This is a genomic window from Arthrobacter sp. 05T45 (genome assembly GCF_056395875.1).
Genome location: NZ_JBFTKI010000002.1, coordinates 15,746 through 34,271 on the forward strand (window position 1 = coordinate 15,746; position 18,526 = coordinate 34,271).

Genomic DNA, 18,526 nt, shown 5'->3' on the forward strand with positions numbered 1-18,526 from the left:
ACCGCCGATGCCCACCGCCGGGCCATGGTGACCAGCTCGCGCGCCCCGGGGCGGAGAGTGCAGAACCCCGCGCTGTTGCCGTCAGTTCTGCTGAAATTCTGGCTGGCCTCCGTGGTCGGCGGAACTCGGGGAACTGTCCTGAGAACGCGGTCAGTCTGCGACCGTGACGGTGCCGGCGTCGCCGTCAACGCGGATCCGTTGGCCGCTGGTGAGCCGCTGGGTGGCCACGCCTGTGCCAAGCACGGCCGGGATGCCGTACTCGCGGGCCACGATCGAGCTGTGGCTCAACGGCCCGCCGACGTCGGTCACCACGGCGGAGGCCATCGCGAACAGCGAGGTCCAGGCCGGGGTGGTGATGCGGGCTACCAGGACGTCCCCGGGCTCCATCAGACCGAAATCCTGCGGGCCCCTCAGGACGCGGGCCGGGGCGGTGACCCGGCCGGCGCTGGCGCCGACGCCCTTGATGGCGTCGCCGAGCTGGTCCTGTGGGCCTGCCGGCATCATTGAGCCGAAGGCCCGCTCCATCCACCGGCTCTCCGGCAACAGCTGCGGGGCAGCGGCCTTGGCCTGGCCCCGCCACAGCATCTTGCGCTCCTCGACGGCGCCGGCGCGGACGGGCCGGTCTGCCCCGGTAATTGCCACGGCTGCCGGTGTGCCCGACCCGGCAAGGCCGAACTCGACGGCGCTGCGCAACTCCCGGTGGCGCAGCCAGAAGACGTCGGCGGGCTCGGCGATGACAGCGGAGCCGACGAGCCGTCGTCCGAGCTCGAACAGCATCCGCCGCAGCAGCGGCCACGCCAGTCCGACGTCGGCAAGGGCGTCCTCGCGGATCGGAGCCGCATTTTGCGCCCACCGAAGCAGCCGGAGGAATGCGGCCCGGCGCCGCGGCCCGAGCCGGGCGATGATTTGGCTGGTTTCATCTTCGCGGCGGGCGGCCGAGAGCCGCTGGCGCTCGTATGGCTCATTGCCATGTCCCCGCAGGTAAAACTTCACGGTCTCCAGCAGCGGCGAGGGATCGTCAGCAGGCACCGGACTGACGAAGTCCAGGTTATAGACCGCATGGCCGAACCGGCCGAGGTGCTCCTGGAAGCGGGCCTGCCATTGCTGCCAGGGTGCCGGGTCCACTCCGGCAGGCGTGGACCCGGTGCGTTGCGGCCCGGCCAGCGCAGCGGTGGGGGCGTTGAGGATCGCCGGGGCCAGCCCCGGGACGTCCCGGGCCCAGGCCGCGAGGTCGTACAGCGACTTCTCTGCGCGGATGGGTTCGCTGTCGTAACCAAGGAGGAAGGTCTGGGCGGGGGGATCGCCGTCGCGCCGAACGAACTTGTCGTAGTAGGCCCGGAAGGAGATTTCGCTTGTTGCGGCGATCGGAATGATGGACTGCACGGCCGTGTAGTACACCGTGCCGGCGTCAAGCAGCGTCTGAACACCCGCCAGCAGTTCCTCTCCGGAGAGATCCCCGACGGGCTTCGCGGACCAGTCCTTGATCACCTGCTCGTAGCGGGGGTGCGAAAATTCCCGCCAGCCGGCCACTCCCATATGCGCCTTGCCACGGGCCAGCGCACGCATCGCCGTCAGCGACTTGCCCATCACCCGCCACATTCCCGAGTTGCGGTAGTAGTAATAGGCGTAGCCGTTGATAGTGGGCAGCCCGACGTCGTCCTCGCGGATGACCTCCTTGCCGACGGCGCCGGCCATCAGGGCCCTCAGCGACCGTGACACCGAGCCGTCAATGAGGTCGGCGAACAGCGGTGAGAGCGGATCGGGCAGCTGTTCAACGATGCTTGCCCGGAAGTAGAGCCCGTGCCGGTAGGGCACTGGCCAGGTGTCCGGGATGTCGGCTGCCGGTTCGGGCAGAGCGGTGATGGGCCGGGATTGCAGGATGAAGAACTCGCCACCGGCGCGTGCCCACTCGATGTCCTGCGGCGTCCCGAAATGCTCCGCGATCCGTGTTCCGTAGCCGGCCAGCTCAGCCGCCGCCGGGTCGTCCAATACGGCCTGCCGGCGGCGCGTCGCCGGCACCGGCTGCTCCAGGGTGCCGCGCTCCGCGTAGACGGTCATGACCTCCTTGTCAGCTGTCCGGCGGGACAGTACACGGCCCGTCCCTGCTTCGACGACGACGTCGTCCGTGGTGACCAATCCGCTGACAACGGACTCGCCCAGGCCCCACGCGGCACTGATCACCGTCTGGTCGCGGCGCCCGTTGGCCGGATTGGCGGTGAACATCACCCCGGCAGCCTCGGCGTCGACCATCTGCTGGACCACAACGGCGAGGCGCAACGTGTCCGGGTCGATGCCTTCACGGGCGCGGTAGGCCATGGCACGCGCCGTCCACAGGGAGGCCCAGCACTCAGTCACGGCCGCGGCCACAGCCTCCGTCCCCCGGACGTTGAGGTAGGTTTCCTGTTGGCCGGCGAAGCTGGCTGAGGCGAGGTCTTCGGCCGTGGCGGAGGAGCGCACCGCCACGGCTGTGTCTCCGTCGCCGAGCCTGCCGTAGGCGGCGCCGAGTTCCGCCGCGATGGTGTGTGGCATGGTGCCGCTGGTGAAAAGGGCGCGGATCCGTTTCGAGGCTTCCTCGTACTCCTGCGGCGCCGCGTGCGGCGACAGTACAGCCAGTTCATGGATGCCGGCCTCGAGATGGTTGGCAGCCACATAATCCGCGTAGGCTGCGGTGTTCAGCACGAACCCCGGCGGGACCGGGAGCCCTCCCTGGCTGAGGCCGCCCAGTCCGACGCCCTTGCCGCCTGCCACGGCGACGTCGCCGCGCCCCACATCGCCGAAGTTGTTGATGTAGGTCATGACCTCGAGTCCTTTCCGCCCGGAGCCAGGCTCCGTGGTTCAGCCTGATTCCCAACATACTGGCACTGCCGCAGGCGAGAGGCCATAGCCGTACCGGTGGGCAGGGGATCCAGTTAATCCAACCGGCCGAGGGGTGTGGCCGGGGGGCCACCAATCGCTCGCACCCCCGTTCCGACAACAAAATGCCCGGGGCTATGGGTCGCAGCCCTTGCCCCGGGCATCTAAAACAATCCGCATGTTCAGCCGCGGCTGGCGTCGGTTCCCTCGGAGCCCTCTGATCCCTCGCTGTCCTCGCCGTCAAAGTGTTCCTTGTGGACCTTCTCACGGATGGTGACTTCATCTGCGACCGTTTCAGTAACGATGCGGACCCGTTCAACCGGGACGGTCTCCTTGGTCACTATGACTCGCTCTTCGTGAAGGATTACCTCGTCGTCGCTGGCCGGACGGTTCGAGACCTCGTCGCGGTCTTCCTCGGCAATCGGTTCCCGCTCGATACGAACCTCTTCGCGCTGCACTGGCACCGTCCTGGTGACGGTTTCCGTCGTGACGTATTTGCGCAGGCGCCCCCGGCCCGTGGCGTCGCGGGTTTCGGCGCGGTCCTTATCGGTGTCCTGTGGTGTGGCTGGGGTAGGGGCGGTGTCGGTGGCCGGCGTGGTGGTGCCGTATCCGGCTGTGCCGGCGGCGTCGCGGGTTTCGGCGCGGTCGGTTTCGGGGGTTTCCTGCCGTGTCGTGGGTGGCGTTGCGGCGTCGGTGGTGGGTGACGCTGTGCCGTATCCCGCTGGGCTGGTGGCGTCGCGGCTTTGGGCGCGGTCGGTTCCGGTGGTGTCCTGTCGTGTCGTCGGTGGCGTTGCGGCGTCGGTGGTGGTTGACGCTGTGCCGTATCCCCCTGTGCCGGTGGCGTCGCGGGTTTGGGCGCGGTCGGTTTCGGGGGTGTCCTGCCGTGTCGTGGGTGGCGTTGCGGCGTCGGTGGTGGGTGTCGTTGTGCCGTATCCCGCTGGGCTGGTGGCGTCGCGGGTCTCGGCGCGGTCCGTTCTGGAGGCGTCCTGTCGTGTGGCGGATGCTTCGTCAGCTGTATCCGCGTCGGTGTAGGCGCGTCCGCTGTCCATCCGGTAATGCTGGTAGAGCCGGTCTTCCTCGGCAGGCTCCAGAGGCCGATCGGCGTCGATCCTTGGCGCGTCCTTGACCTGATTTTTGTTGTACGGGACGACGATGTCATTGCCCTGCAGCCGAGCACCCTCGAGGGGAACAAATGATTCGGACATCCCGAACAGGCCCGTACGGACGGTTACCCAGCTGGGCTGGCCGGCTTCGTTGTCTACGAACACCTGGCCGATGGAGCCGATCTTTTCTCCGTCTCCCGACAGGACATTTGCGCCTTGGCTGAGCAGACGGTCAATTTGTTCGGTGGTGAGCATGACGTCTCCTTGGATCTCTTAGGTTGAAATAGTGGGTCCGATCGGGAGCCCTTGATGGGTCGCCCGACCGGTACCGGACAGGTCGCTTTGGTGCTGTCCGGTGCTTGGGAAGCGTACGCGGCAATGCGAACCACGGGAGGGGGCGATGATTAGTCGGCAGTGCGCTCAGCTGAGGTTTTCCGAGGCCGACCCGCAGTTCTGGCAAGGTTGGGGTCCTGCGCGAGACCTTCGCGAGCGGGGGCCTGAAGTCGAAAGGGAGCGCAGACTGGGGATGAACGTTGTCGCCACCGCCAGTCCGGCTTGGAGCCGGTGGGAAATGTCCAATGGAATGCGCCGCCATTCGATGAGGAGGCTGGGACCGGTCCCGTTGCGCAGGGAGTTCTCCTGCGCCGTTTTTCGTGTTATATCACGAGCCCGGTTAGCTTAGGAAGCCCCCTTATGAATAGGTGGGCTCCCGGTGGTTGGGCTCCGCCGGAGGGCGCGTGGGGAAGCCCGGGCGCCCAAGAGACGGCCCGGTGAGGACACCCGCGGCGGGCATTCCGGGCCGTACAGGTGGGGTCCTTGCGCGAGGCGATGGCGGAGAGACAATGGTGAACTGGACCAGGTCTAGTCTTGGTCCAGTTCGTCGAGCAGAGACTTCGCTGCGGCGGCGACGTCATCGTAGTTATTCTGGGCGGCCCGGCTCTGGATGGCGAGAATCGCGCAGCGATGCAGCCGGCGGAAATCACCGAAGGGAAAGCTGTAGCGCCCCTTCGTGTCGTGCGTCTTCTCGGCGTCTTCGCCCAGATGCCACGTGCCGTACTCCTTGTACCCGTGCTTGTCGATGAATGCATTTTCTGTCGCAGCGTCGGGCGCGTGCTCGCTCCAATCGTCACGGGTATCCCGGGCAAACCTCGAGTCCTTGATGAGCTGCCGAGCATGACGCAGCGCCGCGTCGTTGATCTTGATAGTCATGAGATGGTTTCCGCTCTGTGGCAATTTTCGGAGGCGGGGGCTGCGGAGGCCGCGGCGAGGCTGGGCACCGGTGAACCAATACGGATCGCCACCTTTGCCATTCCAGGAGGTGCCCGCGGTCGCTGGTGGGTGCCGGGCGAGTCAAGTACCGGATATGCCGTTCAGGTCACGAAGTTCTCTGGTGCTTCCGGTGACTGGTTTCCACCGCGGGAGACGTGGACTTTCGTGGCGGACGGTCCGGACTGCTCCGGGATTTGGGCGCGGATTTCCAAGACACCGTCGATGTAGCTGGCCTCGACGGTGTCAGGGTCCGCGCCGCGGGGCAGCGGGACGCTTCGCGAATATTCGCCGTACCGCACTTCGCTTCGGTAACCCGGTTGATCCTTGTGCGGGGGCTCGGTGCGCCGGGCAGCGATATTCAGGTTGCCCTCGGTGACGGTGATATCGATGTCCTTGTCCGGGTCGATGCCGGGGATATCGGTTCTGACCACCAAGGTGTTTCCGTCCCGGTATTCTTCGACCCTGAGCCAGGTGTCCGTCTCGCCTTGCAGGAAGCGCCGGACTGGTTCGGGCACGTCGATGCCCGTGCGGCGGAATAGGTTGTCCATGTCTATCTCCTTGCTGTCTAGCATCTCTGGTCGCATGGTGTCGGATGCGCGCGGAGCAATGACTTCTGCCGCTTTGGCGACGACTACTAACGACGGCGACGCCAGAACCGGCCGCCGGAGCTGCGCTCGGAGGCTTTCAAAGCTTGTTCTCGACGAAGCATTGCGGGCGGTCGCCCGGCATGAGGTGAAACGTCATGAGGTTGGACTCGGCGGCGCGGGCCGAGAAACGCCGGGAGTTTCCTCCCGGGGTGTTCCAAGACCGGCCCGGCACCGTCTGACAGAAGTCGCAGGGCGTCCTCAGCGGCAACCCTGCACCCGTAGTGTCGAGGCTGCTACGCCCTGGTCCTGCGACCGGCAAGAGCCCCATAGATCAGGAGCACAATAACGGCCCCGAGGATGGAGAGGAGCCAGGTCCGCAGGTCAAAGAAGTCAGCGAGCCCTCCGCCGAAGATCAACGAGCCGATCCAACCTCCGAGGATTGCGCCCACGACGCCAACAACGAGTGTGATCAGCCAGCCGCCTCCTTGACGGCCGGGAAGGACCGCCTTGGCGATAGCTCCAGCGATAAGGCCGAGAATGAGAAAAGCGAGAATTCCCATCTTTGTACTTCCTTTCGGTAGACCGGTCGTGGAATGCGGCCGTAACGGCGATTTAATCAGCATGCATAGTAACGCGCAATACCCGGCTCATGGGCCTTCTGTCTTGCTCGCCCCTTGCCGGTCCGAACTGCAATGGAAGCGGCGACTGCCCGTGGGCGCCGGGCGGGGGAGGCCCAGAGGCACCCAGCCGCGGGCGGCTAGTTCATTGGCGCCGGAGGCCGTCTTGGGCAGGGGAGGGCACGTCGAGCCTGGAGTTCCCGGTCGTGGAGCCTTGGGTGCCGGGCCGTGGAGCCTGGAAGAAATCCACAAACCGGGCGAGTTGCTCAGACAGGGCCTCCCACCCGTCGAAGTCGGCAGGAACGGCTGCGCGCTCAGCCTGGGAGGCTGCTTGCAGTGCGGCTGTGCCGGCGTCGGTAATCTCGACCTGAAATTGGCGCCGATCGTCCGGGTTGCGCGTCCTGGTGACCAGACCCGCGTCCTCGAGCCGGGCAAGGACGCGGCCGAGCGTTTGGCTTTGGACATGAACTCTTGCGGCGAGCTGTTCCTGGTACATGGGGCGGGGAGCCACGGCTTCCAGTGCGATGACGGCGGCACGCGTCAATCCCAGTGGCGCCAGGGCATCGTCGTGGAGGCGTTGCACTAAACGGGCCGCTGCGGTTAGAAGCCGGTAAACGTCCCGGGCGTGGGGCTCGCGGGCGAGGATCACGAAGACGACCTTCCTGATTGGGTGGCAACGAAAGTCACGCTACCTGCGACGGCGGCACAAAGCGCCGACGCTGGACCCCCACCATATGCATGCCGGACTCCTTTTTGGCAAGTATGCTTACTATTTTTCACGCGCGGCTTGCAGTGCGCGCTGCGCGTCACCAGACGGGCGGGAGGCGGCCCGTCCGATTTTCGATCGAGGCCTTGCGCGACATATAGCAAGTGTGCTTAGTATTTAGTTAGTAACCGTGCTTACTAATTTCATCCGGTAGCGCTAGTCACGATCCCAAGCGGACCATTCCTGAAAGAGAGCAACGATGACACAGAACCCATGGGCCCAGGCAGCACCCGAAGCTTCCCCGGACCGGTACGCCGGCGTTGGAGTTGTGCCCCCACAAGGCACGGGACGCGCTGACTCCAAACAGGAAGCGGCCAAGGACGAAGCTGCGGACGTAACGCGGCACGCGGCAGATGCTGCCCAGAACGTCGCCGAGACGGCTAAGACGGAGGCAGTCAACGTTGCCGCCGAGGTCAAGACCAATGCCCGGGACCTGCTTCACCAGGCCAAGTCCGATCTCACCGAGCAGGCAGGAACCCAGCAGCAGAAGGTCGCCGAAGGTCTGCGGTCCGTCGCCGGCGAACTGCATTCCATGGCTGCCGCCTCCGACCAGCCCGGCGTGGCCACCGACCTTGTCCGCCAAGCTGCCGAGCGGTCCTCCGCTGTTGCGTCCTGGCTCGATGGCCGGGATCCGGGTTCGCTGCTGACCGAGGTTAAGTCCTTTGCCCGCCAGCGCCCGGGAACCTTCCTCCTGCTCGCGGCCGGAGCCGGTGTTCTGGCGGGGCGTCTCAGCCGCAGCTTGAGCGCCGGCGCCCCCGAAGCGACGGGCGCTACCGCTACGGGCACGTCCACTGGCGGCCGGATCCCCGATACCGGGGTAGCGGTTCCGCCGCCGCCGGTACAGATGCCCGCTCCGCAAACCACGACGGCGGGCCTAGCCGACACCTACCCGCCGAATCCGCTGGACTCCGATTTGGGAACCCCCGATCCGCTCCGCGACGCCGGGCAGGGCCGCCGGTCCTCAGAGTCCGTGGCCGGTGAGCCATTGCAGCAGGCTGATCCGCTGCGCGATGACCCCTTTGACGGTGGCCGTCGATGAGCAGCGAAATGCCTCCCACAGCCGCGCAGGCAAAGGCTGAATCGACTTCCCTGGGTGACCTCCTCGGTGAGGTCACACGGGACATGTCCACCCTGATGCGACAGGAAGTGGAACTGGCCAAGGTCGAACTTAAGCAGTCCGCCACCCGGGCAGGCAAAGGCACCGGCATGCTCGCCGGCGCCGGCGTCGCTGGCCATTTCGTGCTCCTGTTTCTGTCTTTGGCGCTCTGGTGGGCGCTGGGGATCGTGATGGGACTGGGCTGGTCCGGCGTTGTTGTCGCCGTCATCTGGGCAGTTGTAGCCGCCGTTCTGGCAGCCATGGGCCGCAAGGAACTGAACGCGATCAAGGGCATGCCGAGGACGGCTGAAACCCTCCAGGAAATCCCGCCCACCCTAAAACCCAACTCCTAGATTCAGCGAGGAAACACGATGAGTGAAAACCCGGATGTCATCCGAGCAGATATTGAAGCAACCCGTGCCCGCCTGGGCACAAACGTGGACGCCGTCGCTGACAAAGTCACGCCGTCGCATATCGTCCAGCGGCAGACGGACAGAGTCAAAGAGAACGTCAAAGACGCCGTCTTCGGAGTGAAGGATAAAGTCATGGGAGCCGCAGACCACACCGCCGACCACGTCCACTCCACCACCGGAAGCGTCGGCTCGCATGTGATCGACGCGGGCTCCGCAGTTGCGGGCGCGCCGGGCCAGCTGAAGAACAGGACACAGGGGAACCCACTGGCTGCCGGGCTGATCGCCTTTGGTGCCGGCCTGCTCGTTTCCTCCCTGATCCCGGCCAGCCAGAAGGAGCGTGAAGCCGCTGATGCCCTCAAATCGGCGGCCGAGCCACTCACCACGGAACTGACGGACGCCGCCAAGCAAGTAGCCGAAGGCCTCAAGGCGCCCGCCCAGGAAGCCATGGAGAACGTCAAGGCCACTGCCGCGGACGCAACCGATCACCTCAAGGCAGACGGGCAGGCCGCTGTGGGGGACGTCATGGATCGGACTGCCGAAGCCAAGGACAACGTTCAGCAGGCCTGAGGCCGCGTCTGAATAAGGCCGGCTGCCCTCGCTGATGCGCTGGGCGGCCGGCCATTTCCCTTAACCCCACGAAGGAATTTCCAATGGCCAAGAACCCAACCAAGGCAGAAAATGAATCCATGACCGACGCCGAAACGGACGAGAGCAGTACCGCCAAGGCCCGGACGGCACCTGCCCCGGACGACTCCCGTAAACCGGACAGCCCGGCCGACGTCACTAAGCCCTCGTGGAAGTACATCGTCAAGAAGACCCTGCGTGAGTTCACCAAGGACCAGTGCCCGGATCTCGCCGCAGCCCTGACCTACTATTCGGTCCTCTCAATTTTCCCGGCGCTGTTGGCCCTCGTGTCTTTGCTGGGCATCTTCGGGCAGGCAGAGAAGACCACGTCCGCGCTTCTGGAGATCGTCCAGGGTTTCGCGCCTGGTGACACTGTGCAGGCGATCAAACAACCAGTCGAGCAGCTCAGCAGTTCCTCCGCTGCCGGACTCACCCTGGTACTCGGCATCCTCACCGCCCTCTGGTCCGCCTCCGGTTACGTCGGCGCGTTTGGCCGGGCCATGAACCGGATCTACGAAATTGACGAGGGCCGGCCGTTCATCAAGCTTCGGGGCACGATGCTCGCGGTCACCATTGCCACCGTGCTGATCGTTCTTGTGCTTTCGGCCATGCTGGTGCTGAGCGGGCCGGTGGCCGAGGCCGTCGGCAACGCTATCGGCTTGGGCGGGGCCGTCCTGACGGCGTGGAACATTCTCAAGTGGCCGGTGATTCTGTTGCTCGTGATTCTGGCGATCGCCATCCTCTACTACGCTACGCCGAACGTAAAGCAGCCCAAGTTCCGCTGGATGAGCCTGGGTTCCGCTATCGCCTTGGTCATCTTCCTGCTGGCGTCCCTGGCCTTCGCTTTCTATGTGGCCAACTTCAATAGCTACGAGAAGACCTATGGTGCGATCGGCGGCGTCATTATCTCGCTGCTGTGGCTCTGGATCCTGAACATGTCGTTGCTGTTCGGTGCCGAGTTCGACGCCGAGATGGAGCGTGGACGCCAACTCCAGGCCGGCATTGAGGCCGAAGAGACCATCCAATTGCCGCCACGGGACACGAAACAGAGCGATAAGCTCCAGGCCCGCGAAGAAGAGGACATTCGCCGCGGGCGCGAGCTGCGGGAACGGCACGGGATGCAGCCTGAACGGCAGGAAGGCGATACCCAATCCCGGGACACGGACGGAGTGGGGCGCCCCTAACCCGCGGAAATGTCAGGCACCACTGACGGCGGCGAGTTTGACGTTGTCCTTCTGACCTTCCCAGGTGCCGGTCAGCGCGAGCGGGCCGACCGGTTGCTCATCCAGGTCCAGCCGCCGGATAACAAGCAAGTGAAGGTCAGCAGTCTCGATGGCGGTGCCGGCGTCGGTGGCGCGCGGTGCCGCTGAAGAGACGTCAGGGACTGCCTCGAGTTTCGGTCCGGTGCTTCGCACGAAGACCGTCTGGGCCAGAAGTTCCAGATTTTCCCCCTTTTGGAGGTATTGCTCTGCTTGCGGCCGGCCCAGCATGATGCTCGCCGCCAGCGCTGCCACGTAGATTGGATCGGCGCAGGCATCGTAAACCCACCTCGGGCCGAGAACCGAGTGCTGCATGGTTCCGACCAACCAGGATTCCGCTCCGGCCAAGGGCTGGGCCCTGTACGTGAGTGGGACTTGAAAAGTGGAGTTGCCCACCGACACGATGATGGTTTCTATGCCGACCTCGCCGGCGGGGTCGTCGAACCGGTAGGAGCCTACTTTGTGCAGCGCTGCCGTGCCGGGTTGCGTGAACCACGGCTGGCGGGGCAGCCACTGTGCGAGAAGTTCAAGTTTCGTCGGCTGCAGTTCTGCCTGGTGGATGATCGCCATGACTGCAAGCCTAACCGTGCACTGGCGACACGTTGATCAAATAACTAGAGGAAAGGTACTGACCACTGGTTGGCGATCGCCCGGCCGAGTGTCGTTGTTCCAGATCCACTGGCTCCCATGATGAAGGGTTGAGAGTGTTCAGCATCGTCGCAGGCTACCCCTTCACGCCCCCTGCGGTCTTGAGCACGCCGGGGTGCGGATAGCAGAGCAGCGCGTTAGGTCTCCCGGTCGATCTGGAGGTAGCTGAGTCCGCTGACATCGAGCCAGAATTTAGTCGGAGTCTCTACGAGACGCAGCAGGACGCCCCCGCAGGAACTGCAGCGCACAACCATTCCCGGGGCATCGGCATAGACCGCTGCTTCCCCGAAGACCCTGACAGCGCCACAATTCTTGCACCGACCGATCGCTGCAATGATGTCGATGCGGAACAGTTCCCACAAGGGTCCCGCTGCCGCGTTCCCGTCAAGATGAGGTATTGGATTGCCGCCGGTCCCGGCGATGTCCTGGTCCTCGAGGCGCGGGTCCTCAGCACCAGGGGAAGCGGAGCCGTTGTTGCCAGTCACCGTATTCCTCCCGTTCCGCCAAAGCGTTCGGTCTTGATCGAGGCGGCCGGATAGCCCGCCTGCACCATCCACTCTGTGACCGTTTCGACAAACATCGTCTGACCGCAGATGAAGATGTCGGGTGCCATGTCCGCCGGCAGGATGCTTGCCAACAGTGTTTCAGCGGTGAGTCGCTGCGGGACCATTGGCCAGCCCTCCGGGACTTTGCGTGTATAGACATAGTCGACCGTCAGCTTGGGAGATCCCTGGTTCAAGGTGAGCAGCTCCTCCCGATAGAACCCTGCCTCGGGCGATTTCAGCGAGTACAGCAACCGGAACTGTGAAGGATTCCCGGATGCCTCGTGGGCGCGGATCATGGACATGAGCGGGACAATGCCGGATCCCCCGGCGATCAGCTGAACCGGGTTGGGGTCGGTCGGAAGCCAGACGAACCAGCCGCCGACGGGCCCCCGGATCTCCAACTGGTCCCCGACCATCAGGTCTCTGACCAGGTAGGGGGAGACCTCCCCGTTGGCCAGTTCGTCGACCGTGATCTCCAGGAGTTCGTCCATGCCGGCTGTGGCCACTGAGTAGGACCGCACTGCCGTGTATCCGTCGTCCGCCGTGAGCCGGATATCGATGTGCTGGCCGGGAAGGTTGCCGTTCAGCCCGTCCACGCGCAGGCCGATGGTTCTGGAGGATTCCGTTTCTGGAACGCCACGAATCACCTCGGCGACGCGCCACAGGGTGCTCATCTGTCCTGCCTCATGAGTAACGCTCCTCGCGCCACGGGTCGCCATAGATGTGGTACCCGTTCGATTCCCAGAAGCCGGGAACATCGTGCGGCATCAGCTCGATGCCATTGATCCACTTCGCACTCTTCCAAAAGTAAAGATGGGGTATCAGCAGGCGGGCAGGGCCACCGTGGGCCCGTTCCAATGGCTCACCGTCGAATTGCCAGGCCACCCATGCCTGGCCGTCCAGCAGGTCCTGCAACGGGACATTGGTCGAATAGCCGCCGTAGGAGTGAGCGGTAGTGAACTCGGACGTTGTTTCCACATCCGCGAACAAGGTGTCCAGGGACACCCCGCGCCACGAGGTGCCTAGCTTGGACCAGCTGGTCACGCAATGAATATCGGTCCGGATATCAATCTGCGGTAGCGCCAAGAGCTCGTCCCAGGACCAGGCGCGGCGCTGCCCAGTCTCCGTTGTAATAAAGAATTCCCAGTCAGCCCGGGCGATATAAGGTGCAGGGCCCGCCGTCAGTACGGGAAAGCTTGGCGTCTCGTATTGGCCGGGTGGTAAGGCTGGATTGCCGGTGCGCCGTTTTCCATGAAAACCAGACGAGATGATTCCCATCATGTACCTCCGATGCGGAGCTCCGCCGGTCGAATGTAATCGGTGCCCCAACGATAGGGCAACGGCGGGACAGAGACCAGACATAAAAATATACTCCGGTGCCGCCAGGATACGCCGAGTACGTAAACGCAGCCGACGGCGTCGTCTGTCGCCAGAGCGACGGGCTGAACGTCCTTCCATAGGTGAGTCCGGCAACCGCCGGGGCGGGTGTAGCTTGAAGGATGAGTTCCCTACCGTCGGCGCGTACGCAGAGGCTCGTGCTGTGGATCGCGATTCTCGCTTCCTTTGTGTCGTTTCTCGACGGCAGCGTCATCAATGTAGCGCTGCCGGCCATTTCCCGTGAACTGGGCGGCGGACTGACAACGCAGCAATGGGTTGTCGATGCCTACCTGATCACCCTGGGTTCACTGATCCTTGTCGCCGGTTCGCTCTCTGATTTGCTGGGCCGGGTTGTCGTTCTCCGGGCAGGCCTGATCGGGTTCGGCGCGACATCAGTGATGTGTGCGCTGGCACCGACAGCGGACTGGCTGGTCCTGGCCAGGGCGCTTCAAGGCGTCGCGGGCGCCTTGCTGGTGCCCAGTTCCCTGGCTCTGATCACATCAAACTTCGACGAAGCGCCCCGGGCGAAGGCAATCGGCCAGTGGACTGCCGGTACAACCGTGGCTTTCATCGCGGGACCCCTGCTCGGCGGAGTGCTCGTTGATTCGGTGGGCTGGCGTTGGATCTTCGGAATCAACGTCCTGCCCATTGCCGTGACCTTGTACCTGCTAGCCGTGTTGCGGGTCAAGGATGTTCGCAAGGAGGGCGTGCGGATCGACTACGCGGGTGCCGTGCTCTGTGTGCTCGGGTTGGCGGGGCCGATCTACGCGTTGATCGAACAGGGCAACTATGGCTGGGGGAGTCCGCTCATTCTGATGCCCCTCGCCCTCGGTATCCTGTGCCTCGCCGGGTTCATTTGGCGGGAAAAGACCGCGAAGTACCCGCTCCTGCCGCTCAGCCTCTTCTCCGTCCGAAACTTTGCCGTAGGCAACGTGGCTACGGCCTTCGTCTACGCCGCGCTGTCGATCGGCGGGTTCATCATCGTGCTTTTCCTGCAGCAGGTTGCCGGGTTTCCGGCGACGTCGGCCGCTCTGGCCTTGCTTCCCGTCAGCCTCGTCAACATCCTCTTGGCGTCATGGTTTGGCTCACTGGCCGGGCGGTTCGGCCCGAGGTGGTTCATGGCCTTCGGACCTGCCCTCGCCGGGGGCGGCTATCTCCTGATGCTCGCGTCGGAAATCCCGGTCGATTACTGGACCCAGCTGATGCCCGGGATCCTCCTGTTCGCAGTCGGGCTCTCGGCGACAGTCGCGCCGCTAACCGCCGCCATTCTCGGTTCGGTGTCGGAACAGCAGGCAGGTATCGGTTCGGCAGTGAATAACGCCGTCAGCAGGGTTGCCGGTCTGGTCGGCATCGCGCTGGTGGGCCTCGTCATGGGCGGCAAACTTGATCTCGACGGATTTCACCGGGTGGTGACCGTGACGGCGGTGTTGCTCATCCTCGGGGGCATCGTTTGCGCCGTCGGTATCCAGAACCCGCCTAAGCGGCCTGCACTTCGGGCCAGGCAGAAAGTCCCATCCCAAGGCACCCGGAGCTACCGTATTTTCAGACCGGGCCGATAGGGCTAAGGGATTCCATCGGACCGACCGAACGTACCGGCCGAGGCCCTCGGGTATCTGTGCCGTCCAGGGCAGTGGGTGATGTAACAGCTGTTACTTACCTTGTTGTAGCAGTATATGATTGGCGCATGGATTGGTTGGTTCTTGTTGTCCGGTTGACTGGTGAGGCCTCACGGACGAGGGTCGGTGTGTGGCGGGAGCTCCGGAGGATCGGTGCTGCGCCAGTGGCCTCAGGGGTGTGGACCGTTCCGGACACGCCGTTCTTCTCGGAAGCCGTGCCGAGGGTCGTGGAGCTGGCCGGCCGCGGAACCGGCAGCGTCCTTGTCCTGCCCACGCCGGGCAGCGGCGATGCGGGAGTGGAAGGCCTGCGCTCGGCATTCGAGGAGCTCAGGTTGGATGAGTGGAAGGAATTCTCCGGCGATTGCGGGGCGTTCGAGGCCGAAATCGCCAAGGAAACCCGAAGCGGCAAGTTCACTCTGGCGGAGCTGGAAGAGGAAGAGCAGAGCCTGGACCGCTTGCGGCGCTGGTACCGTGATCTGAAAAGCCGTGACGTTCTGGAACTGCCGGAAGCGCAGGCCGCCGACGAGCGGTTGCGCGAGTGCTCCGCTGTATTCGACGAGTACGCCGAGAAGGTCTACGCGACTCTGCATGCCCCGGCAGGCCATGGCCTGCCTGAGGCCGGGGAGTAGGGGCCGTGCAGTGGTGGCAGACGGCGCTGGGTATCCTGGCCGGGCTCGTTGGCGTCTACGCGGTTCTTCTGCTGGGGTTGTGGGCCTATGCGAGGTCCCATCCGGAGACGGTGGGTATGCGGGACGCGTTGCGGCTGCTGCCGGATGTGTTGCGCGTGCTGAGGCGTTTGGCGGCCGACCCGGCGGTATCCCGCGGCGCCCGGATCAAGCTGTCGCTTTTGCTGGGATATCTGCTCTTGCCGCTGGATCTAGTCCCGGACTTCCTCCCGCTGATTGGCTATGCCGATGACGTGATCGTTATAGCCCTGGTTCTTCGTTCCGTGATCCGCTCCGCGGGTCCGGAGTCTTTGCGGCGGCATTGGCCGGGCACCCCGGCCGGGCTTGCCGTCATCGAACGGCTGGCCGGCCTGCCGGCACCCATCGCCGGAAACGCCGGGGGCGCCGGGGGCGCCGGGAAAGAGAGCACGGATGCTGCCTGAAATCTTGAAGCGCCCTGAGATCGCGCGCCTGAGACGTCGCGGGTTCATCCTTGAGGGCATCACGCTGGGCTGGAACGTCGTCGGCGTGGCAGTTCTTGCCGTCGCTTCCATCACAGCCGGATCGGTGGCGCTGGCCGGCTTCGGCCTGGACAGCCTTATCGAGATCGGTGCCAGCACCGTGGTGATCTGGGAACTCTCCGGGGCCGGGGAACGGCGTCAACGGTTCGCGTTGAAGCTGATCGCCGGGGCGTTCGTTGCCCTGGCCCTCTATCTGCTCATCCAGTCCGGACTTGCCTTGGCGGCCGGGCACCACGCACGGCCGAGCCCCGCCGGAATTATCTGGACGGCTGTCACGGCAGTGGTCATGTTCGCTCTCTCAGCCGGAAAGGCCCGCACGGGCATGGCGCTGGGCAATCCCGTTCTGATAGCAGAGGGCAAGGTGACGTTTATCGACGGTCTTCTGGCGGCCGCCGTGCTGGCCGGTATCTTGCTGGACACCTTTGCCGGTTGGTGGTGGGCCGACCCCGTGGCCGGTATGGTCATCGTCTACTACGCGGTCCGCGAAGCCGTGGCCATCTTCCGCCACGATCACTGATCGTTCGGAAGCAGCCACCTGGGTGGCTTAGGCTTTCCGTATGGGACTAATAATCACACTGCTTATCATTTGGCTTATTCTTTCGATCCTTGGCTTCGCTGTGAAGGGTCTGCTCTGGTTGGCCATCATCGGACTGGTGCTCCTGGTGGCTACGGCTGTATGGGGCTGGGTGAAGCGCAAGGCCAAGGCCTGACGCAACCCTGATCTTCATTCGGCGGCGGCCGGTCCTCTTCAGGACCGGCCGCCGTTTTCGTGAAATTCGCGGAGTCAATGAGCCAACTCGGGGGTGGCGTCCTCAACAGGAGTGGGTTGGCTTTCTGCCGCATAGGGAACGGCACGTGTCCGTCGAGGTCCGGCGCGCCGCTACGAGCTGGTGCTGGATGCCAGTACACCCAGGCCGAGCGCGGCGATGATGCCGCTGCTGCCGCGTTCGAGCCAACTGCTCACCCGGGGGCGCTGCAGCCAGGCCATTGCCTTCGCTGCCGCGACGGCTACAGCCGCCAGGTAGAGGAATCCAATGGCGCTTTCGATGGCACCGAGCACCATGGCTGTGTCCAGCGTGTTGCCGCCGTGTGGAATGAACTGCGGCACGACGGCGAGGTAGAACAGGCCGACCTTGGGGTTGAGCAGTGTGGAGAACGCGCCGGCGCCGAAGCCGGTCCTTCGGCTGTAGCTCCGGCGGGGAGCGTGCCCGGCCGCCGGGGATGCAGTTGTGCGGCGCGCCCGGATCAGCGACGAGATTCCCAGATACAGCAAGTACAACCCGCCTGCGATCTTCAGCCAACGGAACACTTCCGCCGAGTCCTCCAGCACGGCGGCGAGCCCCACTCCCACCAGCGCGGCCCAGACCAGGGATGCCAGAGCTGAGCCCAGCGCCGCCGCCAGGCCGGCCCCGGCACTTTGCAGCGAGATCCTCAGCACCAGGAAGGTATCCGGGCCGGGGGTAACGGAAAGCAGCAGGCACAGCCCGGCAAAGGCCAGGAGGGTCACGGCGGTCATGGGCACCATTGTCCTTTCGCTGGCCGCCCGACTGCAATCCGTCGCGATGGTTTGCTGCTTACCGGGCATTGCATGACGCCGGTTGGACGCCGCGGACGCATCGCCTTGCCCTTCTTCGGCGGAGCCATGACACAGGGATTCCGTCCGCATGCGGGCGCCACTGCCCGCTAGCTTTTGTCGTCTGACGCCTCACGCACGCGCATGAGCCAGTCGGCGGCAAGGGCTCGCACGAGGTTGGGTTGCTCATGGATCAAGGCGTGGCCGGCGCGGTCGAGTACGGCCAACGTAGCGCGTGGGTAGTGCAGGATCAGCTCCGACGGTCCTGTGTGCCCGGCGGTGGCATCCTGTCGCCCGGCAACGACCAACACCGGATGAGGATAGGCTTTCGCGGCTTCCGGCCGATCCCGCAACTCCCAGTGCGAAAAGATCCGCATCAGGCTCGACTCGTCAGCCAGGGACGTTGCGGGAGCCACATACTCCTGGAACCGACGCAGCGTTTCAGGCGTCTGCACAACGAAGTAGCTGCGGTAAGTAGCCTCGAGATCCGAGCCGAGTGCACCGGTCAGATCGACCGACGAAACAAGGACCTCGTGCTGAGGCACGTCGCGCGTCTGTTGGCCAACAGGGCAGATTAGCGCCAGCCCGACGGCCTGATCAGGTCGCAGACTCGCAATCGCACGGGCCAGGTAGCCGCCGTAGGACTGACCCACGATAAGAAACGGTTCATCACCAATAGTGCTGGCGATAAGGCCGAGCAGAATGTCCACGACGTCGTCATTGCTCGTGATCGTCTCAGGCGCCGGGGTCCGGCCCATCCCGGGCAGGTCCGGATACAGGCGCCGGTAGCCAGGCACGTCGTCGAAAATCGGTTCAAGGGCACCGGCGATCTCGCGATGATCCACACCGGCGCCGTGCAGAGCGAGAACCGGCGTGCCACTGCCGTACTCGGCGTAATGCACAGAAACTCCGCTAACCGTGGTCTCCATCACGCTATGGTAAAACGCGTTCCGACGATACCCGCCATCATCGACGGCACCTGAGACCGCTCCAG

At 64.6% G+C, this 18,526-nt stretch carries 21 protein-coding genes; 9 read left to right on the top strand and 12 right to left on the bottom strand.

Annotated elements, in window-relative coordinates; translation table 11 throughout:
* Nucleotides 1-150 precede the first annotated feature (150 nt).
* The 6 genes from AC1DGD_RS02670 to AC1DGD_RS02695 all read right to left on the bottom strand — a co-directional run bounded on the left by AC1DGD_RS02670 (nucleotide 151) and on the right by AC1DGD_RS02695 (nucleotide 7,078).
* Nucleotides 151-2,796 (bottom strand): PEP/pyruvate-binding domain-containing protein, encoded by a 2,646-nt coding sequence (locus AC1DGD_RS02670; protein WP_476855803.1) that lies wholly within the window; start codon nucleotides 2,794-2,796, stop codon nucleotides 151-153.
* A 239-nt stretch (nucleotides 2,797-3,035) separates the two neighbouring features.
* The gene (locus tag AC1DGD_RS02675; protein WP_476855804.1) at nucleotides 3,036-4,211 is read right to left on the bottom strand and encodes a PRC and DUF2382 domain-containing protein; all 1,176 of its coding nucleotides are present in this window, start codon (nucleotides 4,209-4,211) and stop codon (nucleotides 3,036-3,038) included.
* A gap of 606 nt (nucleotides 4,212-4,817) precedes the next feature.
* Nucleotides 4,818-5,165 (bottom strand): hypothetical protein, encoded by a 348-nt coding sequence (locus AC1DGD_RS02680; protein ID WP_476855805.1) that lies wholly within the window; start codon nucleotides 5,163-5,165, stop codon nucleotides 4,818-4,820.
* Between the two features lie 161 nt (nucleotides 5,166-5,326).
* Nucleotides 5,327-5,773, bottom strand: a complete 447-nt coding sequence (locus tag AC1DGD_RS02685) for an Hsp20/alpha crystallin family protein (protein WP_459384681.1) — start codon at nucleotides 5,771-5,773, stop codon at nucleotides 5,327-5,329.
* Between the two features lie 332 nt (nucleotides 5,774-6,105).
* Nucleotides 6,106-6,372 (bottom strand): GlsB/YeaQ/YmgE family stress response membrane protein, encoded by a 267-nt coding sequence (locus tag AC1DGD_RS02690; protein WP_028276267.1) that lies wholly within the window; start codon nucleotides 6,370-6,372, stop codon nucleotides 6,106-6,108.
* Nucleotides 6,373-6,574: 202 nt separating this feature from the next.
* On the bottom strand, nucleotides 6,575-7,078 hold the full coding sequence (locus AC1DGD_RS02695; protein WP_476855806.1) for a MarR family winged helix-turn-helix transcriptional regulator: 504 nt from the start codon (nucleotides 7,076-7,078) through the stop codon (nucleotides 6,575-6,577).
* 316 nt (nucleotides 7,079-7,394) lie between these two features.
* Here AC1DGD_RS02695 and AC1DGD_RS02700 point away from each other — a divergent pair, with 316 nt between their 5' ends.
* From AC1DGD_RS02700 to AC1DGD_RS02715, 4 genes are all read left to right on the top strand, one after another.
* Entirely contained in the window at nucleotides 7,395-8,234 is an 840-nt protein-coding gene (locus AC1DGD_RS02700; protein ID WP_476855807.1) for a hypothetical protein, read from the top strand.
* Between the two features lie 8 nt (nucleotides 8,235-8,242).
* Nucleotides 8,243-8,644: a phage holin family protein gene (locus AC1DGD_RS02705; protein WP_043435594.1), complete on the top strand. Its 402-nt coding sequence runs from the start codon at nucleotides 8,243-8,245 to the stop codon at nucleotides 8,642-8,644.
* Nucleotides 8,645-8,662: 18 nt separating this feature from the next.
* The gene (locus AC1DGD_RS02710; RefSeq protein ID WP_476855808.1) at nucleotides 8,663-9,271 is read left to right on the top strand and encodes a DUF3618 domain-containing protein; all 609 of its coding nucleotides are present in this window, start codon (nucleotides 8,663-8,665) and stop codon (nucleotides 9,269-9,271) included.
* Between the two features lie 83 nt (nucleotides 9,272-9,354).
* Nucleotides 9,355-10,512, top strand: a complete 1,158-nt coding sequence (locus tag AC1DGD_RS02715) for a YihY/virulence factor BrkB family protein (protein WP_476855809.1) — start codon at nucleotides 9,355-9,357, stop codon at nucleotides 10,510-10,512.
* Nucleotides 10,513-10,524: 12 nt separating this feature from the next.
* Here the strand turns inward: AC1DGD_RS02715 and AC1DGD_RS02720 are convergent, their stop codons facing one another.
* The 4 genes from AC1DGD_RS02720 to AC1DGD_RS02735 form a co-directional block, all read right to left on the bottom strand.
* A complete protein-coding gene (locus AC1DGD_RS02720) occupies nucleotides 10,525-11,157 on the bottom strand; it encodes a CG0192-related protein (protein ID WP_476855810.1) in 633 nt (210 codons plus the stop codon).
* Between the two features lie 215 nt (nucleotides 11,158-11,372).
* Nucleotides 11,373-11,720, bottom strand: coding sequence for a DUF6510 family protein (locus tag AC1DGD_RS02725; RefSeq protein WP_476849216.1), 348 nt, complete (start codon nucleotides 11,718-11,720; stop codon nucleotides 11,373-11,375).
* Nucleotides 11,717-12,454 (bottom strand): FAD-binding oxidoreductase, encoded by a 738-nt coding sequence (locus AC1DGD_RS02730; RefSeq protein ID WP_476849215.1) that lies wholly within the window; start codon nucleotides 12,452-12,454, stop codon nucleotides 11,717-11,719. Before AC1DGD_RS02730 ends, AC1DGD_RS02725 begins: the two co-directional genes overlap by 4 nt.
* 10 nt (nucleotides 12,455-12,464) lie before the next feature.
* Entirely contained in the window at nucleotides 12,465-13,058 is a 594-nt protein-coding gene (locus AC1DGD_RS02735) for a sulfite oxidase-like oxidoreductase (protein ID WP_476849338.1), read from the bottom strand.
* A 221-nt stretch (nucleotides 13,059-13,279) separates the two neighbouring features.
* Between AC1DGD_RS02735 and AC1DGD_RS02740 the strand changes: the two genes are divergently transcribed.
* From AC1DGD_RS02740 to AC1DGD_RS02760, 5 genes are all read left to right on the top strand, one after another.
* On the top strand, nucleotides 13,280-14,716 hold the full coding sequence (locus AC1DGD_RS02740) for an MFS transporter (RefSeq protein WP_476855811.1): 1,437 nt from the start codon (nucleotides 13,280-13,282) through the stop codon (nucleotides 14,714-14,716).
* 125 nt (nucleotides 14,717-14,841) lie between these two features.
* Nucleotides 14,842-15,402: a Chromate resistance protein ChrB gene (locus AC1DGD_RS02745; RefSeq protein ID WP_476849213.1), complete on the top strand. Its 561-nt coding sequence runs from the start codon at nucleotides 14,842-14,844 to the stop codon at nucleotides 15,400-15,402.
* 5 nt (nucleotides 15,403-15,407) lie between these two features.
* Nucleotides 15,408-15,881 (top strand): DUF1232 domain-containing protein, encoded by a 474-nt coding sequence (locus AC1DGD_RS02750; protein ID WP_476855812.1) that lies wholly within the window; start codon nucleotides 15,408-15,410, stop codon nucleotides 15,879-15,881.
* The gene (locus tag AC1DGD_RS02755) at nucleotides 15,871-16,476 is read left to right on the top strand and encodes a cation efflux transmembrane domain-containing protein (RefSeq protein ID WP_476855813.1); all 606 of its coding nucleotides are present in this window, start codon (nucleotides 15,871-15,873) and stop codon (nucleotides 16,474-16,476) included. Before AC1DGD_RS02750 ends, AC1DGD_RS02755 begins: the two co-directional genes overlap by 11 nt.
* Nucleotides 16,477-16,516: 40 nt before the next feature.
* Nucleotides 16,517-16,669 (top strand): LPXTG cell wall anchor domain-containing protein, encoded by a 153-nt coding sequence (locus AC1DGD_RS02760; protein WP_028276278.1) that lies wholly within the window; start codon nucleotides 16,517-16,519, stop codon nucleotides 16,667-16,669.
* A gap of 170 nt (nucleotides 16,670-16,839) precedes the next feature.
* On the opposite strand, the gene AC1DGD_RS02765 is transcribed toward AC1DGD_RS02760, so the two are convergent.
* Nucleotides 16,840-17,475: a LysE family translocator gene (locus tag AC1DGD_RS02765; protein WP_476849211.1), complete on the bottom strand. Its 636-nt coding sequence runs from the start codon at nucleotides 17,473-17,475 to the stop codon at nucleotides 16,840-16,842.
* Between the two features lie 167 nt (nucleotides 17,476-17,642).
* Entirely contained in the window at nucleotides 17,643-18,461 is an 819-nt protein-coding gene (locus AC1DGD_RS02770) for an alpha/beta fold hydrolase (protein ID WP_230011720.1), read from the bottom strand.
* Between the last annotated feature and the right edge of the window lie 65 nt (nucleotides 18,462-18,526).

Excerpts from the sequence above, each read along its gene's own strand:
- AC1DGD_RS02770 (WP_230011720.1), bottom strand. The coding sequence starts at position 18,461 with ATGGAGACCACGGTTAGCGGAGTTTCTGTGCATTACGCCGAGTACGGC.
- AC1DGD_RS02700 (WP_476855807.1), top strand. The coding sequence starts at position 7,395 with ATGACACAGAACCCATGGGCCCAGGCAGCACCCGAAGCTTCCCCGGAC.
- AC1DGD_RS02720 (WP_476855810.1), bottom strand. The coding sequence starts at position 11,157 with ATGGCGATCATCCACCAGGCAGAACTGCAGCCGACGAAACTTGAACTT.
- AC1DGD_RS02670 (WP_476855803.1), bottom strand. The coding sequence starts at position 2,796 with ATGACCTACATCAACAACTTCGGCGATGTGGGGCGCGGCGACGTCGCC.
- AC1DGD_RS02730 (WP_476849215.1), bottom strand. The coding sequence starts at position 12,454 with ATGAGCACCCTGTGGCGCGTCGCCGAGGTGATTCGTGGCGTTCCAGAA.
- AC1DGD_RS02685 (WP_459384681.1), bottom strand. The coding sequence starts at position 5,773 with ATGGACAACCTATTCCGCCGCACGGGCATCGACGTGCCCGAACCAGTC.
- AC1DGD_RS02690 (WP_028276267.1), bottom strand. The coding sequence starts at position 6,372 with ATGGGAATTCTCGCTTTTCTCATTCTCGGCCTTATCGCTGGAGCTATC.
- AC1DGD_RS02680 (WP_476855805.1), bottom strand. The coding sequence starts at position 5,165 with ATGACTATCAAGATCAACGACGCGGCGCTGCGTCATGCTCGGCAGCTC.
- AC1DGD_RS02740 (WP_476855811.1), top strand. The coding sequence starts at position 13,280 with ATGAGTTCCCTACCGTCGGCGCGTACGCAGAGGCTCGTGCTGTGGATC.
- AC1DGD_RS02765 (WP_476849211.1), bottom strand. The coding sequence starts at position 17,475 with ATGACCGCCGTGACCCTCCTGGCCTTTGCCGGGCTGTGCCTGCTGCTT.
- AC1DGD_RS02760 (WP_028276278.1), top strand. The coding sequence starts at position 16,517 with ATGGGACTAATAATCACACTGCTTATCATTTGGCTTATTCTTTCGATC.
- AC1DGD_RS02745 (WP_476849213.1), top strand. The coding sequence starts at position 14,842 with ATGGATTGGTTGGTTCTTGTTGTCCGGTTGACTGGTGAGGCCTCACGG.
- AC1DGD_RS02715 (WP_476855809.1), top strand. The coding sequence starts at position 9,355 with ATGGCCAAGAACCCAACCAAGGCAGAAAATGAATCCATGACCGACGCC.
- AC1DGD_RS02705 (WP_043435594.1), top strand. The coding sequence starts at position 8,243 with ATGCCTCCCACAGCCGCGCAGGCAAAGGCTGAATCGACTTCCCTGGGT.
- AC1DGD_RS02735 (WP_476849338.1), bottom strand. The coding sequence starts at position 13,058 with ATGGGAATCATCTCGTCTGGTTTTCATGGAAAACGGCGCACCGGCAAT.
- AC1DGD_RS02755 (WP_476855813.1), top strand. The coding sequence starts at position 15,871 with ATGCTGCCTGAAATCTTGAAGCGCCCTGAGATCGCGCGCCTGAGACGT.
- AC1DGD_RS02710 (WP_476855808.1), top strand. The coding sequence starts at position 8,663 with ATGAGTGAAAACCCGGATGTCATCCGAGCAGATATTGAAGCAACCCGT.
- AC1DGD_RS02675 (WP_476855804.1), bottom strand. The coding sequence starts at position 4,211 with ATGCTCACCACCGAACAAATTGACCGTCTGCTCAGCCAAGGCGCAAAT.